This is a genomic window from Alteromonas sp. Cnat3-28, from assembly GCF_022348265.1.
GTDB classification, from domain to species: domain Bacteria; phylum Pseudomonadota; class Gammaproteobacteria; order Enterobacterales; family Alteromonadaceae; genus Alteromonas; species Alteromonas macleodii.
This window is the reverse complement of the sequence record NZ_JAKREY010000005.1, coordinates 98,512-113,338: the sequence shown is the minus strand read 5'-3', so window position 1 is coordinate 113,338 and position 14,827 is coordinate 98,512. Positions and strand designations below refer to the sequence as shown.

Below are 14,827 nucleotides of genomic sequence, written 5' to 3'. Positions count from 1 at the left end.
TTATTAAGGGTGATCTAGTTAGACAGTAGTATTGAAGCGCTCTAATGCTCAAATTTTCGCAAAAAACCGTCATTCAGTAGCTTCGAGTGCTGTCTTTCTATCCCGTTGAACAGTGCCGCTTCATTGCAACAGGTAATTCCCCTTTCATTGCGTATCGGCAAGCACAGAAAAATGTTTACCTTTTCCTGTGCTTATCCGATTAATCAGAGGCGGAACCTCTGTAGAATACTTACAAGTAGTCGCGAATAAGTGTCTCAGCAATTTGAATGCTGTTTGTCGCTGCACCTTTGCGAATGTTGTCTGACACTACCCATAGGTTTAAACCACAAGGGTGAGTAATATCATTCCTGATACGCCCTACATGCACAATGTCGTTGCCGCTAGCGCTGCTTACTTGCGTAGGGAATTGCTCATTACCGTCATAAACTGTTACACCTGGCGCATCGGCTAAAAGCTCTTTAACATGCTGCGCATCTATTGGCGAACGCGTTTCAAGGTGAATAGCTTCAGCATGGCCATAGAAAACCGGTACACGCACGGCCGTCGCATTTACCAAAATACTTTGATCGCCCATGATTTTTTGGGTTTCCCACAGCATTTTCATTTCTTCTTTGGTGTAGTCGTTGTCTTGGAATACGTCGATTTGAGGTATGACATTAAAGGCAATTTGGCGACTAAACGATTCTGGTTTTACTTCACGTGCGTTTAGCAAACCTGCGGTTTGTTTAGCCAGTTCTTCCATGGCTTCTTTACCGGCACCAGAAACTGACTGGTATGTGCACACGTTAATACGGTCAATACCAACCGCGTCTTGAATAGGTTTAAGTGCAACCAACATTTGAATGGTTGAGCAATTTGGGTTCGCAATAATGTTTCTATTGCGAAACTCTGCCAGTGCATGGGCGTTAACTTCTGGCACCACAAGTGGGATATCTGGCTCGTAACGAAACTCTGAAGTATTATCGATGACAATACAGCCTTCCTCTGCCGCTATCGGAGCAAATTTTGCAGAAATGCTGCCTCCAGCTGAGAAAAAGCCAAATTGCACTAATGACCAGTCGAAATCATCAGCATCTAATACTTCAATGTCTTCGCCTTTAAACGACACGGTACTACCTGCTGAACGTTTACTGGCAAGCGGATACAAACGGTTTACCGGAAAGTCTCGCTCTTCTAATAGTTCAATCATGGTTTGGCCCACTAGACCTGTGGCGCCAAGTACCGCTACGTCAAACGCTTGCGACATAATGCTTTATGCTCCTAATATTAAAATAACTAAACCAGACTTACGTGAAAGCCCAGTTTGGTGAATGTGTCTTGGATTTGCTTACTGGTGTTTTTTGGCAAGTGTAACGCATAGGCGCTGCACTCGCGACGCACTCTGTATTGCTTGCGCAATGTAGAGAACGTATTTGCTATGTGTGTCTCTGGCGTTTCATTATGGCCTGACGCAAACGCGTTTCGCGTTATCTCATCGTCAATAGCTACATCATACACATTGTGGAATACGGCAATGAGATCCTCAACCGACAACCGCACCGCCTCAGGCGAATTTAACGCAACTTTGATCGGATTGGTTTTCTCTAAAAAGTCGCTAAGCACTTTGTCTGGGGCTTTGCCCACTACGTCACAAATTTGCTCGTAAATCATTTGCGTACCGCGCACTTTGCCTTCTACAGAGTGCCCCGCGATATGTGGTGTAACGAACCAAACATAGTCAAATAATGCTGTATTTATGGCAGGCTCATTGTCGAATACGTCGAGTACCACCGTTGGCGCTTTTTCCTCTTGAAGTACGCTAAGTAGTGCCACTTCATCAATAACCTCACCCCGGCATGCATTTATAAGCAGCTGGTTTGACGTTAATCCTTCCAGAAACGCTTCGTCTATCATCTGATATGTAGGATATTCGCCGCCTTTAATAAAAGGCACGTGAAGCGAGATAACATCGCACTTTGCTATTTGCGCTAAGTCTACAAATGACTGACCGTTATGCTCCTTCTTACCAGATTTTGCTAGCGCTTGCTGTAGCGGTGGGTCATACAGACAGTGTTTAACGCCAATTGCCATTAAAATTCTTGATAATGCAGTTCCCACATTACCAGCACCTACTATTCCCACTGTCGCATTATATAAATCGAGCTTTTGGGCTTTTTGCGCGTGCAGCAGAACACTCAACACGTACTCGGCAACCGCTACGGCATTACAGCCTGCTGCACTGCTATGCATAATTCCCACGCTATCTAAATGCGTTTTATCTAGATGATTGGTCCCCGCTGTTGCCGTAGTAACAAACTTAAGCTTGTTAGCGCTGGTCAGCAGTTCAGGGGTAACCTTGGTGGTAGAACGCAACGCAAGAATATCTACATCGCGCAGCATTTCAGGCACAAGAGATTGCCATGCATAGGATTCAACCTCACCTACGCTATTAAGGTAATCGGTACCAAACGGAATGGTGTCTTCAAGAAGTATTTTCATGGCGCTAAGTGTACCTTAACTTAGGCTTTTAGTAACCCAGCGCCCCCGATTTATCTTGTCGGTGATTTGTTTAATTTACGTCATTTTGATGAACGTTTGGCCGCAGTATAAGAGAGACGGCCGAAGTTCATACAATCTTTTAAAACGGGAGCGCTTAAAGCAAAGCGCTTAAGCTCTCGTTTTTTGTCCACCTCATCCTTTGCGATCGTGGTATTGGATAACGTTAACTTTAAATAGTTACTTGTCATATCCAGGGAAACGGCGTTCAACGCGTCGTTTAATACCCGGCCATGCTAACGAACCACCAGCCTGCCGGGTGACTTGATCGGCTTGTGTACGAATGCCATCTAGAATTGCCGAATGAATTGGAATAAGCGGTTTGCCTGTGGCCTGCGCTTTTAACTGAATTTCACAGGCGCGCTGCATAATAAACATAAACAAGAAAGCATCGGGAATATTGTCTGCACAGGTTAAAAGCCCGTGATTGCGCAAAATCATAAATTGGGTATCGCCAAGGTCGCGAACCAATCGCACTTTTTCTTCTGGGTTTAGCGCCACGCCTTCGTAGGCATGATAGGAAAGCGACGCCAGCGGAAAAAGCGACTGTTGCGAGTATGGCTGCAACCCTTCTTCTAAAATGGATACCGCCACACCTTCTGCTGTGTGCAAATGCAAGACACATTTTGCATCGTCTCTAGCCTCATGAACAGCGCTATGAATAGTAAAACCTGCTGGGTTAATGTCGTACTCACTTTCCATTACCTTGTTACCGTGAAGATCAACTTTAACCAAGCTTGATGCAGTAACTTCATCAAACATTAAACCGTAAGGGTTGATCAAGAAATGATGATCAGGCCCAGGAACACGGGCAGAAATATGGGTGAAAATAAGGTCGTCCCAACCATACATAGCAACTGCGCGATAACATGCGGCAAGGTCAACACGGGTTTGCCATTCTTCACTGCTAACTTTCGACTTTACTGAATCTGTCATAGCTTTACTCTTTTAACGTACAAATTAATTTCATTTGAGGCGGGAGCCCTAGGTGGAAGGCTCGATACCTTGAACGTTTCAATGAAACTTCCACTTACTTTCTCTTACCACCTACATTACGCGCAGTAATTGCTATACACTGTCGGATATACGACATTGTAAGAAATTTGTTAAATGGAAAAATTTAAACCTGTTCTCGCTAGCTCTACTTGGTTTGGCGCGCTCCCACCCTATTTGCAGGAAGCCATGTTCGACAAGATGCGCCTAAAACACCTAAAAGCAGGGCAGCAACTTCATGCCAAAGGTGAAGACGGTGTCGGTTTTTACGGCGTATGCGAAGGCCGTTTAAGAGTTGTCACTGTGGGCGTGGATGGTCGCGAAATGCTATTTGCGCTATTGGGCCCCGGAACTTGGTTTGGTGAGATATCGATGTTTGACGACCTCCCTCGTACTCACGACAACTTCTGCGAGACAAATTGCACGGTGGCGATTATTCAAAAGAACGCGTTTAAAGCACTGCTTGAGCAATATCCTGAACTCTACCCGCATTTTACTCGCCTTTTATGCACGCGAGTGCGCAGCGCTTTTCAGTTTATTGACTCAAGCGCAGGGCTTAGCCTTAAGCACCAGCTGGTAAAACGGCTTTTAATGCTTACCACCAGTTACGGTCAGCATTTGCCCAAACACAACGCGATTACACTTACCCTTTCGCAAGAGTCTTTAGCGCAAATGATAAATAGCAGTAGGCAAACGGTGAACCAGTTATTAGGTGAACTTCAACAAGAAGGTTTGGTAAAACGGCATTACGGGAAAATCACTATTCCCGAGCCAGATACCTTGTTTAGTCGTTATCAGTTTATTTGACTTGACGCTTCAGCCACATTACTGGGTCTTTCCTCCGTATTTCAATCGCATAGATGTATAGAGTATTTCATCTGTTGATGAAGTACCCTAATGACGAAAATGCCGTCATCGACTTTTTTATAGAAGACCATGTGCCTATGAACTGGCAGATGAAAGTAAGTCTTTCTGATATCCTCAGCTGAAGTACCGATACTAGGGTTTTCCGCCAGAATGACTAGAGCTTCGTGTAGGGCAACAAGATAGGCTTCAGCTTGAGTTACGCCATGAATATTGGCTGAATAATCGTAAATCCCGGAGATAACTTCCTCTGCTTTATTGGAGAGGGTATATTTATTCATTCTGAGGCTCGAGTTTTCTTAACTTGAATAATATCTAAAACATTCTTATCACTTTTCCCACTCAATTCACCTTCTATGAGAGCTAAGCTAATTGCCTCTCGCTCACTCTGATTGCGACGCACTAAATCGCGAATATAATCACTAGCATTAGCAAATTTGCCAGTTTTTACTTGTTCATCAATCCACGTACGCATTTCGTCAGGAAGCGACACATTTAAAGTTGCCATTGTCTATTTCCGAATGTCCACCATTTGCAAATTATGGCAAACATTGACAAAGATTGCCGATTGAGTAATGAAAGTTGGTTTAACCGATAGCTCAGAGCACTTAGTTAAACGACAAATTCAGCGTCACTCGAAACACTGCGCTTAATAAAAATTTGACATTCTGCTTCACGGACAAAACACACAATTACAATCGCTTAAGCGGCCGCTTCTGAAAACACAGGTTTTATTTAAAAAATATCAATAAAAAAAGGGCGTAAACACAAGCACCCACGGTGCTCAGGTTTACGCCCTTTTGTCTTTTTTGAAACTCTTAACTGAAGCTAAAAAAGCTTACTGGTTCAAGCGGTTTTAATTAACCGTTATAACGCTGCATAACAAGCGTTGCGTTAGTGCCGCCGAAGCCAAAGCTGTTAGACATAATTGTGTTTAACGTTGCTTCACGAGCTTGGGTAACAATATCTAGCCCTTGTGCCGCGTCGTCCAGTGTGTCGATGTTAATTGATGGCGCAATAAAGTTATTCTCCATCATCAACAAGCTGTAAATAGCTTCGTTTACACCCGCTGCACCTAGTGCGTGACCTGTCAGTGACTTAGTTGCACTAATTGGTACGCCCGCTTGGCCAAACACTTCTTGAATAGCGGCAAGTTCCTTCACGTCACCTACAGGCGTAGATGTGCCGTGGGTATTCAAGTAATCGATTGGCGCATCGATATTTTGCATTGCCATTTTCATACAGCGAATTGCGCCTTCACCCGACGGTGCAACCATGTCGAAACCGTCTGATGTAGCGCCGTAACCTACTACTTCGCCGTAGATTTTTGCGCCGCGTGCAAGCGCGTGCTCAAGTTCTTCAACAACAACCATACCGCCGCCGCCTGAACTTACAAAGCCGTCGCGTGCTGCGTCATAAGTACGTGATGCCACAGCAGGATTGTCGTTATATTTAGAGCTTAGTGCGCCCATAGCGTCGAATTGGCTTGATAGTGACCAATGTAGTTCTTCGCCGCCACCGGCGAATACTACGTCTTGCTTACCAAGCTGAATAAGCTCTAGCGCATTACCAATACAGTGGGCACTAGTTGCACACGCAGAAGCAATTGAATAGTTCACGCCGCGAATTTTAAACGGTGTCGCTAGGCAAGCCGATACCGTAGATGCCATACAGCGAGGAACCATGTATGGACCAACACGCTTAACGCCCTTTTCGCGAAGAATATCAGCAGATAGCACTTGGTTTTCAGAAGACGCGCCACCTGAGCCAGCAATGATACCTGTGCGTTCGTTTGAAATGTCGCTTTCTTCTAAACCAGAGTCTGCAATGGCTTGTTGCATCGCTACGTATGCGTAGCCTGCCGCATCGCCCATAAAGCGCATAGCTTTACGGTCAATATGGTCTTTCAAATCGATGTCGATGTTGCCCCAAACTTGGCTGCGAAGGCCCATTTCGGCGAACTGTTCTGAAAATGTAATTCCAGACTTACCCGCTTTAAGTGAAGCAAGTACGTCTTCTTTATTTACGCCGATGCTTGATACGATACCAAGACCGGTGATAACTGCTCTTCTCATAGTTTACCCTTTGCGTTGTTGCGGCTTATGGTAACGATTTTGAATGATAAAGTGGTCTGCTCTGCCAATTGCCATACTCAAATTTGCTAAACTTCAGCTTTACAGTACCTGTTTCAATTCTGGGCTTATGTATACAAACAGGTAATTTCCCACTTCCCTTCTTTTTCGTTTTTGCCGTCTTCGTCTAAGCTCTCTTATTCGGAATATTTCCAATGTAGCACGAATGTACAGGGTAATGACCAGTGTTAATTTATACCTTCATAAAACCTTCAAAATAGCTCTAGCGGTTTCTTTTATTGACAAAAGTGAGCTCTAAGTGAGCTCTAAGTTTGTTCTTAAATATTTTACCCGTATCTTCTCTGGGCAGAGTATCGAGTATTTGCAAATGTTTAGGCCACTTGAACCGCGCTAGTTTGCCATCTAAATACCCGTGTAGCGCATCAATCGAAAGCGCATTGCCGGGTGAGCATTGAACAGTTAAATAAACGCATTGTTTTTATTGATACAATGCTATTTACGTATGCAATGGGAAAATGCAGGCCCTGCTCAAATGTAAACTTATGCAGAAAAACAAAGTGGTGGCAGGTAGAATACGCCACCAACTGTTACAGATTTAAATAACAAGAAAACGGGCTGATGCGTTGTTATCGCTCAGCCAAAACCACAGGAGAAAAATAAACAGTGAAATCTAAGCATGCACAGGTTCATTTTAATGAGAGCGGTACGCCTGTCGCCGACCATTTTGACGACGTTTATTTTTCTAACGACAGCGGAATTGATGAAACCCAACACGTTTTTGTTGCAGGCAACGACCTTGCTGAGCGCTGGCAACAGTGGCGCAACCCTACTTTTGTCATCGCCGAAACAGGTTTTGGAACTGGGCTGAACTTTTTGGTCGCCATGCGTGCCTTTAACGAATTTAAAACAGCAAACCCCGACCATCCGTTAAAGCACCTGTATTTTATTACCACGGAAAAGTTTCCACTGCCTCAACAGGATATGCAGCGAGCGCTAGAAGCTTTTCCTGCCCTTAAAGACGAAGCGCAAGCACTCGCTTCACTTTATCCCATGGGCCTAGAAGGTTGTCATCGCCTTCATTTTGATAACCATTCAACCACACTCGACTTGTGGATTGGTGATGTACACGAGCTTTTGCCTCAATGGCATTCTCCTGTAAATGGCCTCATCGATGCCTGGTTTTTAGATGGTTTTGCACCAAGCAAAAATCCTGACATGTGGACCGATGCACTGTTTAGCCAAATGGCTCGCTTGTCAAAAACCGGTACAACATTTGGAACCTTTACCGCCGCAGGCATCGTAAAGCGTGGGCTAGCTGGTGTGGGTTTTACCATTAAAAAACGCGACGGTTTTGGCCGTAAACGCGATATGTTGACCGGCGTTTTTAGCCAAGACAATGAGAATGTGCAGCATAGACTTCGCCTGCCTGCTGGCCCCTATTACAGGTACGCTGACGACAGTTTAGATAAAACAAGCAAAGTCGCAGTAGTAGGCTCCGGCCTTGCAGCAGCTACGGCATGCTTGGCTTTAGTAAAACGCGGCATTAGCACCACTTTGTATTTTGATGGTGACACCCTTGCAAGCGGCGCTTCTGGCAACCCGCAAGGCGGCTTTTATCCGCAGCTCCATAGCGAAGCAAGTATTGCCAGCCGCATTCAGGCGCACAGTTTTTTGTATGCTAGACAAGCCTACGACCACACTATTGAACAAGCAAAAGCCTGTGGCCTAGCCGACGTTGCCCATGATTTTTGCGGTGTTATTCAATTAAGCTTTAACGACAAGGTAGCAGAGCGTCAAAATAAGCTGGCAGCAGCCGACGTATGGCCTGAAGCTTTGATTAAGCCCGTAGACAGCAAAGAAGTGAGCGATATCGCTAACCTAACTCTTCCCTACTCTGGCTTATACATTAGCCTCGGCGGTTGGCTTTCTCCTCCGCAGCTAGTTACTGCCATGATTGAAGAAGCACTTCAAAGTGGCAAACTCGAGCTGAAACCCAATCATACCTATGTATCTCATGAGGCAGTTGAGACAACAAAGCAGCGGGTGCAGATTCGTTTTAACTTAGATAGCGTTGAGAGTGAAGAAGTTATTACTGCCGATCATCTTATCCTTGCCCTTGGTGCAGGTGCGGTAAACGCTAGCGATTTTGACAGCCTCTCCCTTCGCCCTGTTCGCGGACAGGTTGAAGCTATTCCCACCCAAATGCCAATTGAACAGCTTAGCACTGTGTTGTGTCATAAAGGCTATATGACACCTGTATTCGAAGGTCGGCACGCGTTAGGTTCAACCTACGTTAAAAACGACTTAAGTACCGATGCGAGAAGCGACGAAACTGAAATGAACCTCGCCACACACGAACAGGCGCTGGCAAACACCGACATCGTGCAAGCATTACAACATGACGGTAAAGCCAGAGCGGCTACGCGTTTAGGTTCACCCGACCACCAGCCTGTTGTCGGTGCACTACATAACTTTGATTCATTAAAAGAGCTCTACACTATGCTAGGCGTGGGCAAGCCGTTGACTAGCGCGCCAGTGTTGCCAAGCAGCGTAGTTTCTACGCTTACTTGCTTAGGGTCACGAGGGTTAACCACAGCACCTTTAATGGCAGAAGTCTTGGTGAGCAGTCTATGTATGGAGCCTCTGCCTTTAAGTAACGATTTGCTTAATGCAGTGAACACAAGCCGCTTTATGACTCGCGAAGCAATTAGAAGTCAGGGTAAATAAAAGGAGAGGTCTTTGTGAAAATTCTACTGTGCCTAGACACAAAAGATCGGATGTTTAGAGGTTTTAAAGCGAATATGCAATGAGTTCGCTTTGAAAAAACAGAGTGCAAAGGAAGTAAATGGCTAGTTTACGCTAGCCATTTTATTTAAATCCATCACGATAAAAGCGGGAATGTATACGTTGGCGCTTGCTACCACTTGTTTATTTTCCAGCGACACGATACGGGCGTTTACGCGGACGCCTCTGTCATCTTCAATGATGGTGCCAGTTACAACATGGTCCATCTCAACCTGTTTAGCGAGTGCAGTACCATCTCGCGTGAGTACGAAATCGCCGACTGGCGTTACGGTAATGCCACCTGCGAGCTTAAAGTCGACAACCGCTAACCCAAAGTCTTGTAGCTCGGCTATTAGATACTCTGAAAGCTGATTACCTAACACGGTGCTGTCGCTCAACGACTGATTAAGCCTCACAAAGCTCGCCACACCCACCATATCTTGCTGCGTAAGACGGGTTGCATTGTCCATTAACTCCATCGCAAGTTGCGAGGCGTAATCATTTAAGCGCTTATGCGTTTGTGACGGTGAATAGCCATGGTGTAGTGGGTCTTTATAGCCGGGTTCGACTTCCACGTGCTGTTGATATTGTCTATCGCGAGAATCTGGTGTGTACTCCAGCCCCGAACGGTTTGGTACAGGCACTGGCTCGGCGTGATGAGTAATTTCACCGTCTTCACCTAACCAAAATGAGCCAATAGAATCTGTGCTAGTGCACCCCGTCATACATACACTCAGCATTACGCCAACGGCTGCCCAACTGCTTGACACAAGCTTCTTTGTAAACACCATGCTGAAACTCCTAGCCGCGACTTAGCTTAACGCCATCGCGCATACCGTTTTGCTGGCTACCGTCACTTGGAATAAGTGCATCTACCACGTAGAACGGCACTAACATTTGCGCAGTTGCCACAACTGCGCGCGACTCCATGCCTAAAATACGGGCGTTAACTAACACGCCACCTTGGTGCTTGGTCATTGTTCCGGTTAACACGTATTCAATAGGAAGGCTGCTGCTCAATTCCAAATAGTCTCGGCTCAATACAAAATCGCCATCGTCAGTAATGCGAATATACTCGGTGGCTTTGAAGTCGATAACCGGCACGCGGAATTTATGCAGTTCGTGAACAAAAGATTCCGCCATCTGACGACCAAGCAAATCTGTTTTCTGCAAGTCAGTATCTAGTAGTGCGAAATGGGTTACACCAATAGGTGTCTTGTTATTCACATATTCCATATTGGCAATTAAGTCTTGCGCCATGTTCTTCACATAGTCGCCAATATGCTTGGTTAGAGGTCGACCTTTATACGCCCCCTGTACGCTCGAATACAAAGGAGGTTGACCGATAGCGCCGTACGCGTCCATACCCTGAGACTGGGTATCACTGGTATTTTCAACTGGCTTTGAGGAAGCGCGGTCGGCGGCAGTAATATCAATCACGTTCATGGCCGGGCGCTGAGGCGCTTGTTCGGCTACCTCTTCTTCCCCCATCATCATAGAACACCCGCTGACGCTTAGCAGTGAAGCACAAAGCGAAAGCGCCGCGTATTGATTTCGTCTTTTCATGGGGTTACCTCGTACCTTCAGTTCTGTATAACTTGCCGTTTCTGGTGGTTACTTGTTCTTCGCGCCAAAACAGTTCGGCAGGGAAAAAGCGTGTTGCTGCTGCGACAATGTTTTTATTTCTAGCGTTGATAATTCGAGCGTTAACCACCGCGCCAGACTCTTGGTAAACCATGGTGCCGGTAATATAAAAATCGACGCGCTCAATGTTGGAAAGCTGGTCGATATCGCGGGTTAATACTCTGTCGCTCTCGTTACTAACAATTATATCGTTCGAAAGCTTAAATTCTTGAGTAGAAAAGCCTCTTTTCGTGGCCTCAGTAATCATTCCTTGTTCAAGCTGATGGCCCAACAACATTAGCGGATGTTGATGGCCAGCACTGTATTTCATAGTATCCGCAGGTACAAAGCCAACTACCGCATAGCGAGACTGACGTGCTGGACCCACATCAGCAAAAAGTTCGTTTGCCAACATATAGGTATGGTATTCCACATTCCCCAATGCAGATACGTCGCTGGCATCGGTTTGCGCAAATTGACTCTTAGGTTCGTCAGATGAAGAGCAACCAGAGAGTAAGCCCATGAGAAGCGCGGTATATGCCAAGGCTTTCACGACTAAGCGACCATTTTCTGTCAGCAAAGCGTGAGAGACAGGTTTTGTCATACTTTTCATTACACGTGTCCAGTGAAAAACGTCAAATTTCTATCGGAAAGAAGCAAAAACTCATCGAAAAACAGTGATCAGCTACTACGCAAACCGACATTTTTAGTGCCTTTAAACATGCTTTAGCAAAATTCACACCAAAGAGAGACTACAAGCAGCATTGACCGCTACATTGAAGGTTACATTGATAAAATTGCTGATAACCAAGTGACGTAAAGCGCCTAGTTTAAGGAGATATACCTTTCTCAGTGTTAAAAGAACTTGATGTTTATCGTCAGGCCGTGCATGAAAAGCGGAGGCGACTTGCCGCCTTAGGACAGAAAGCTGCCGATAATTAAATAGGCAATGATCACAATGCCAAGTGATTAAAAAACTTGAGAACTCCCGGGACTCTCATGCCGCGTTAATGACCAATTAGCTAAATAAACCTGCACATGCCTAAACCTAAACTTTCACCATCACGAGGTTCAAAACCGAATTTAAGATAAAAACTCTCTTTACCGTGCGCAGCCAACAAACCAATCGTTGCGCCAGGTGCGCAGCAAGACTCTAAATGTCTAATCAACGTGTTCATTATTTTCGATCCCAAACCTTTATTCTGATGTTCTGGATGAATAATGACGTCTTGAATATAAAAATACATTGCGCCATCGCCAATCACCCGACCACAGCCTACAAGGTTGTTGTCGAGGTAAATTGTTGTCCAAAACAACGAGGCATCAATACTTTTTTGAACAACCGATAAACACGGGTTACTCCATCCAATCAATTTTCTCAGACTGGCAAAGTCTTCAGCTGACGGAGGACTTTCTTTAACGGTGTAATTGGTATGCATCATTCGTCATTCCTCCCCTCGTTCTCGCAAAAGCTAGCTACCTAATTCGGTAATGTGAAGCAGTTCGCCCGACGGACCCCATAGATAGAAAACACTTCCCCAATGTTGTTGCTCAATTGATGAAATTTTCGTTTTATGTAACGAGCGTGAGCACAAATCAAAAGCGTCCTGAATGTCTGCTACACATATTTGTAGCATAAAGTTATTCGCCAATTCAGGATTATAAAAGCGCTGAAGAAAAAAGAGACAATCACCATTTTCAAACAGTGTTAGGTCTTCATTTACGTATTCTGCATTAAATCCAATCTCAGAATAAAATGCTTTAGAAATGTCGTAGTTTTTGCTTGGAATAAAAGTCTTAATATCTATGACGTCCATATCTTGAGATCCATCGCATTTCGCTGCTTTAAATTTAAGTCGTGGCTAAATGGCAATAACAGCAAGCATGTCTTCGCCATCTTCATCTAACCCCACCTCTTCGAAACCAAAGCTTGAATAGAAGGCTTTGGCGACAGGATTCTTGGGGTTATAGCATATCTCTATCTGTTTGAGCTCAGAAGTTTGCTTTATAAGCGTGATAGCTTGAGATAAAGCAACTCTGCCAATTCCATTATTCTGATGGCTCTCATCAATCATAAAGCGCCAAATGGACACTTTGGTTGGCGTTTCCTGAACCCACATCAAGAACCCTACGGGCTGGTCATTGCAATAAATGGCTTTGCAGGTATGGTTCTCGTTGTAGAAAGACTCAACCAACGACCACATATTGCACGCTACAAACGCTTGTTGATCATCCGCCACATCCAAGTCACAAACCTGCTCATAGTTAGATTTGTTTATTTCTTCCAGTGAAATTTTCATCCTGTCTTCTTATAAATGCACGCTGTTTTATTGCCATTATAAGCTGAAGTTCAGTCAAGTCATCATTAGTCGTTTATAGCCATATTGATAGTAAAAGCCTAATTAACAAAGCCGAAAGGTACAGCCCAACGCCAAATACGACGTGATTAATAATGCTGTGTAACCGAGCGTTATTGGGATTAGGCGTTTTCGATGCGGCAATACCCGCCCCCATACCTGGCTGCAATATAAAAAACGGTGCAACGACTGTAGCGATACCGAGCGCCACTGCTGGACCTAGCGTCGGTTCGAACAACCAAGACTCTCCGCATATGAAAATAAGCAGTGCTGCATAGGCAATTCCAATTAGGTAATGGGCTGTCCACCCAATAGTACTTTCCCCGTGAACAGCATGGGCACTTGAAATAGAAGTATGACGAAACTGCCCTTTTCTCATGTGCCCTATCCAGCGCCCCACCATGCCCCAATTGGTAGGGGCAATACCAAACAATTGCTTTCTCAACAAGGCCCATAAATCCATCACTAAAGTAGCTCCAATACCTATCAGCAAGATAAAAACAATACTTTGCATATTCACTCTCAATAACTAGTTTCAATTAACATGAGATGCTAGCCTACAACTTCAAGTTAACTTTAAGTCAAGCATTCCTTTGGGAAAAAGTATGGAAATATCTCAGGTCGCCAAAAAGTCAGGAGTGTCGGCATCAACACTGCGCTTTTATGAAGAAAAAGGCCTTATCAAATCTATTGGTCGACAAGGTATACGTCGCGTATTTAGCTCAAACGTTTTAGAGCGCCTTGAATTAATCGCACTAGGCCGCGCAGCTGGTTTTTCACTGGAAGAAATTGCAGGAATATTAGGAACCGATGCAAAGCCTGATATAGATCGCGATCTACTACTTAAAAAAGCGAACGAATTAGATGAAACAATCAAAAAATTAGAAGCAATCCGTGATGGTCTGCAGCATGCAGCTGCTTGCACAGCACCGAGTCATTTGGAATGTCCGAGGTTTCGTCGATTGATGAACCTTGCAGCCGCAGGGGTGATTGAAGGCGTTGCCGCGAATAAAGCAGTAAAATAAAAATCCGTATCAATGGAAACCACTCAGCGCTTTGCGGGTACTAAAGTCACCATCGCAGAGCTACCTCAAAATGGCAAAAATATGGCTATCGTAAAACCGTCCATTTTTAAAAATGGCGCGTTGCAATATCGCTTCTTGCTTAAACCCTGCATCTAACAGCAGCTTTTGCGAAGCAAGATTGGATGAAAATACGCAGGCAAAAATGCGCTCTATACTTGTGCTTGAGAAAGTAAGGGCGATAATTTGGCGCAGCGCGTCACGCATAATCCCTTTTCGCCAATGTGATGAACAAAGCCAGTATCCGACCTCTCCGGCTCTTTCATATTCAAAGTTTCCTGGGTTAACACCAATACACCCTACTAACTCGCCGTCGTACTCTACAGCTCTTATAAAACCCTCTTTGCTCCCCTCTTGAATCCACCATGTGGCATCTTCTTTTGTATAAGGGCTGGGAATTTTTGTCGACAGAAATTGCGTGACCGACGGTTGATTCAAAATATCTACCAGTCTACCTACATCGCTCATTTTAAAATCTCTGAGTGTTATCACGCGC

Annotated in this window: 17 protein-coding genes; 3 read left to right on the top strand and 14 right to left on the bottom strand. The window is 44.9% G+C overall.

Annotation, left to right across the window (positions count from 1 at the left end):
- Window positions 1-229 precede the first annotated feature (229 nt).
- From MHM87_RS07165 to MHM87_RS07155, 3 genes are all read right to left on the bottom strand, one after another.
- A complete protein-coding gene (locus MHM87_RS07165; RefSeq protein ID WP_014949948.1) occupies window positions 230-1,246 on the bottom strand; it encodes an aspartate-semialdehyde dehydrogenase in 1,017 nt (338 codons plus the stop codon).
- Between the two features lie 29 nt (window positions 1,247-1,275).
- Entirely contained in the window at window positions 1,276-2,478 is a 1,203-nt protein-coding gene (locus MHM87_RS07160) for a 4-phosphoerythronate dehydrogenase (RefSeq protein ID WP_239258300.1), read from the bottom strand.
- A gap of 237 nt (window positions 2,479-2,715) precedes the next feature.
- Window positions 2,716-3,471: a class II aldolase/adducin family protein gene (locus MHM87_RS07155; protein WP_039225270.1), complete on the bottom strand. Its 756-nt coding sequence runs from the start codon at window positions 3,469-3,471 to the stop codon at window positions 2,716-2,718.
- 174 nt (window positions 3,472-3,645) lie between these two features.
- Between MHM87_RS07155 and MHM87_RS07150 the strand changes: the two genes are divergently transcribed.
- On the top strand, window positions 3,646-4,335 hold the full coding sequence (locus tag MHM87_RS07150) for a Crp/Fnr family transcriptional regulator (RefSeq protein WP_061486089.1): 690 nt from the start codon (window positions 3,646-3,648) through the stop codon (window positions 4,333-4,335).
- Window positions 4,336-4,376: 41 nt separating this feature from the next.
- Here the strand turns inward: MHM87_RS07150 and MHM87_RS07145 are convergent, their stop codons facing one another.
- The 3 genes from MHM87_RS07145 to fabB all read right to left on the bottom strand — a co-directional run bounded on the left by MHM87_RS07145 (window position 4,377) and on the right by fabB (window position 6,467).
- Window positions 4,377-4,673 (bottom strand): type II toxin-antitoxin system RelE/ParE family toxin, encoded by a 297-nt coding sequence (locus MHM87_RS07145; RefSeq protein WP_239258298.1) that lies wholly within the window; start codon window positions 4,671-4,673, stop codon window positions 4,377-4,379.
- On the bottom strand, window positions 4,670-4,900 hold the full coding sequence (locus MHM87_RS07140) for a type II toxin-antitoxin system ParD family antitoxin (protein WP_014976888.1): 231 nt from the start codon (window positions 4,898-4,900) through the stop codon (window positions 4,670-4,672). Before MHM87_RS07140 ends, MHM87_RS07145 begins: the two co-directional genes overlap by 4 nt.
- A gap of 352 nt (window positions 4,901-5,252) precedes the next feature.
- Window positions 5,253-6,467 (bottom strand): beta-ketoacyl-ACP synthase I, encoded by a 1,215-nt coding sequence (gene fabB, locus MHM87_RS07135; RefSeq protein ID WP_014949953.1) that lies wholly within the window; start codon window positions 6,465-6,467, stop codon window positions 5,253-5,255.
- Window positions 6,468-7,148: 681 nt separating this feature from the next.
- On the opposite strand from fabB, the gene mnmC reads away from it, so the two are divergent.
- Window positions 7,149-9,212, top strand: coding sequence for a bifunctional tRNA (5-methylaminomethyl-2-thiouridine)(34)-methyltransferase MnmD/FAD-dependent 5-carboxymethylaminomethyl-2-thiouridine(34) oxidoreductase MnmC (mnmC, locus tag MHM87_RS07130; protein ID WP_239258296.1), 2,064 nt, complete (start codon window positions 7,149-7,151; stop codon window positions 9,210-9,212).
- 122 nt (window positions 9,213-9,334) lie between these two features.
- On the opposite strand, the gene MHM87_RS07125 is transcribed toward mnmC, so the two are convergent.
- The 7 genes from MHM87_RS07125 to MHM87_RS07095 form a co-directional block, all read right to left on the bottom strand.
- Window positions 9,335-10,060 carry a FlgO family outer membrane protein gene (locus MHM87_RS07125; protein ID WP_239258294.1) on the bottom strand — a complete coding sequence of 242 codons (726 nt, stop codon included), beginning with the start codon at window positions 10,058-10,060 and terminating at the stop codon, window positions 9,335-9,337.
- Between the two features lie 10 nt (window positions 10,061-10,070).
- Entirely contained in the window at window positions 10,071-10,835 is a 765-nt protein-coding gene (locus MHM87_RS07120; RefSeq protein WP_239258292.1) for a FlgO family outer membrane protein, read from the bottom strand.
- Between the two features lie 4 nt (window positions 10,836-10,839).
- A complete protein-coding gene (locus tag MHM87_RS07115; protein WP_014949958.1) occupies window positions 10,840-11,505 on the bottom strand; it encodes a FlgO family outer membrane protein in 666 nt (221 codons plus the stop codon).
- 409 nt (window positions 11,506-11,914) lie between these two features.
- A complete protein-coding gene (locus tag MHM87_RS07110) occupies window positions 11,915-12,334 on the bottom strand; it encodes a GNAT family N-acetyltransferase (protein WP_239258290.1) in 420 nt (139 codons plus the stop codon).
- 30 nt (window positions 12,335-12,364) lie between these two features.
- The gene (locus tag MHM87_RS07105) at window positions 12,365-12,709 is read right to left on the bottom strand and encodes a lactoylglutathione lyase (RefSeq protein ID WP_039225261.1); all 345 of its coding nucleotides are present in this window, start codon (window positions 12,707-12,709) and stop codon (window positions 12,365-12,367) included.
- A 45-nt stretch (window positions 12,710-12,754) separates the two neighbouring features.
- Window positions 12,755-13,192 (bottom strand): GNAT family N-acetyltransferase, encoded by a 438-nt coding sequence (locus MHM87_RS07100; protein WP_014949962.1) that lies wholly within the window; start codon window positions 13,190-13,192, stop codon window positions 12,755-12,757.
- A gap of 73 nt (window positions 13,193-13,265) precedes the next feature.
- On the bottom strand, window positions 13,266-13,763 hold the full coding sequence (locus tag MHM87_RS07095; RefSeq protein WP_239258288.1) for a DUF2938 domain-containing protein: 498 nt from the start codon (window positions 13,761-13,763) through the stop codon (window positions 13,266-13,268).
- Between the two features lie 91 nt (window positions 13,764-13,854).
- Between MHM87_RS07095 and MHM87_RS07090 the strand changes: the two genes are divergently transcribed.
- Window positions 13,855-14,274, top strand: coding sequence for a helix-turn-helix domain-containing protein (locus MHM87_RS07090; RefSeq protein WP_239258286.1), 420 nt, complete (start codon window positions 13,855-13,857; stop codon window positions 14,272-14,274).
- 60 nt (window positions 14,275-14,334) lie between these two features.
- Here MHM87_RS07090 and MHM87_RS07085 read toward each other — a convergent pair whose 3' ends face one another.
- Window positions 14,335-14,823 (bottom strand): GNAT family protein, encoded by a 489-nt coding sequence (locus MHM87_RS07085; protein WP_343213318.1) that lies wholly within the window; start codon window positions 14,821-14,823, stop codon window positions 14,335-14,337.
- Window positions 14,824-14,827 lie beyond the last annotated feature (4 nt).

Coding starts and splice junctions, on each gene's coding strand:
- MHM87_RS07160 (WP_239258300.1), bottom strand. CDS start 2,478: ATGAAAATACTTCTTGAAGACACCATTCCGTTTGGTACCGATTACCTT.
- MHM87_RS07145 (WP_239258298.1), bottom strand. CDS start 4,673: ATGAATAAATATACCCTCTCCAATAAAGCAGAGGAAGTTATCTCCGGG.
- MHM87_RS07165 (WP_014949948.1), bottom strand. CDS start 1,246: ATGTCGCAAGCGTTTGACGTAGCGGTACTTGGCGCCACAGGTCTAGTG.
- MHM87_RS07120 (WP_239258292.1), bottom strand. CDS start 10,835: ATGAAAAGACGAAATCAATACGCGGCGCTTTCGCTTTGTGCTTCACTG.
- MHM87_RS07100 (WP_014949962.1), bottom strand. CDS start 13,192: ATGAAAATTTCACTGGAAGAAATAAACAAATCTAACTATGAGCAGGTT.
- MHM87_RS07115 (WP_014949958.1), bottom strand. CDS start 11,505: ATGAAAAGTATGACAAAACCTGTCTCTCACGCTTTGCTGACAGAAAAT.
- MHM87_RS07105 (WP_039225261.1), bottom strand. CDS start 12,709: ATGGACGTCATAGATATTAAGACTTTTATTCCAAGCAAAAACTACGAC.
- MHM87_RS07140 (WP_014976888.1), bottom strand. CDS start 4,900: ATGGCAACTTTAAATGTGTCGCTTCCTGACGAAATGCGTACGTGGATT.
- MHM87_RS07095 (WP_239258288.1), bottom strand. CDS start 13,763: ATGCAAAGTATTGTTTTTATCTTGCTGATAGGTATTGGAGCTACTTTA.
- MHM87_RS07110 (WP_239258290.1), bottom strand. CDS start 12,334: ATGATGCATACCAATTACACCGTTAAAGAAAGTCCTCCGTCAGCTGAA.
- fabB (WP_014949953.1), bottom strand. CDS start 6,467: ATGAGAAGAGCAGTTATCACCGGTCTTGGTATCGTATCAAGCATCGGC.
- MHM87_RS07090 (WP_239258286.1), top strand. CDS start 13,855: ATGGAAATATCTCAGGTCGCCAAAAAGTCAGGAGTGTCGGCATCAACA.
- MHM87_RS07155 (WP_039225270.1), bottom strand. CDS start 3,471: ATGACAGATTCAGTAAAGTCGAAAGTTAGCAGTGAAGAATGGCAAACC.
- MHM87_RS07125 (WP_239258294.1), bottom strand. CDS start 10,060: ATGGTGTTTACAAAGAAGCTTGTGTCAAGCAGTTGGGCAGCCGTTGGC.
- MHM87_RS07150 (WP_061486089.1), top strand. CDS start 3,646: ATGGAAAAATTTAAACCTGTTCTCGCTAGCTCTACTTGGTTTGGCGCG.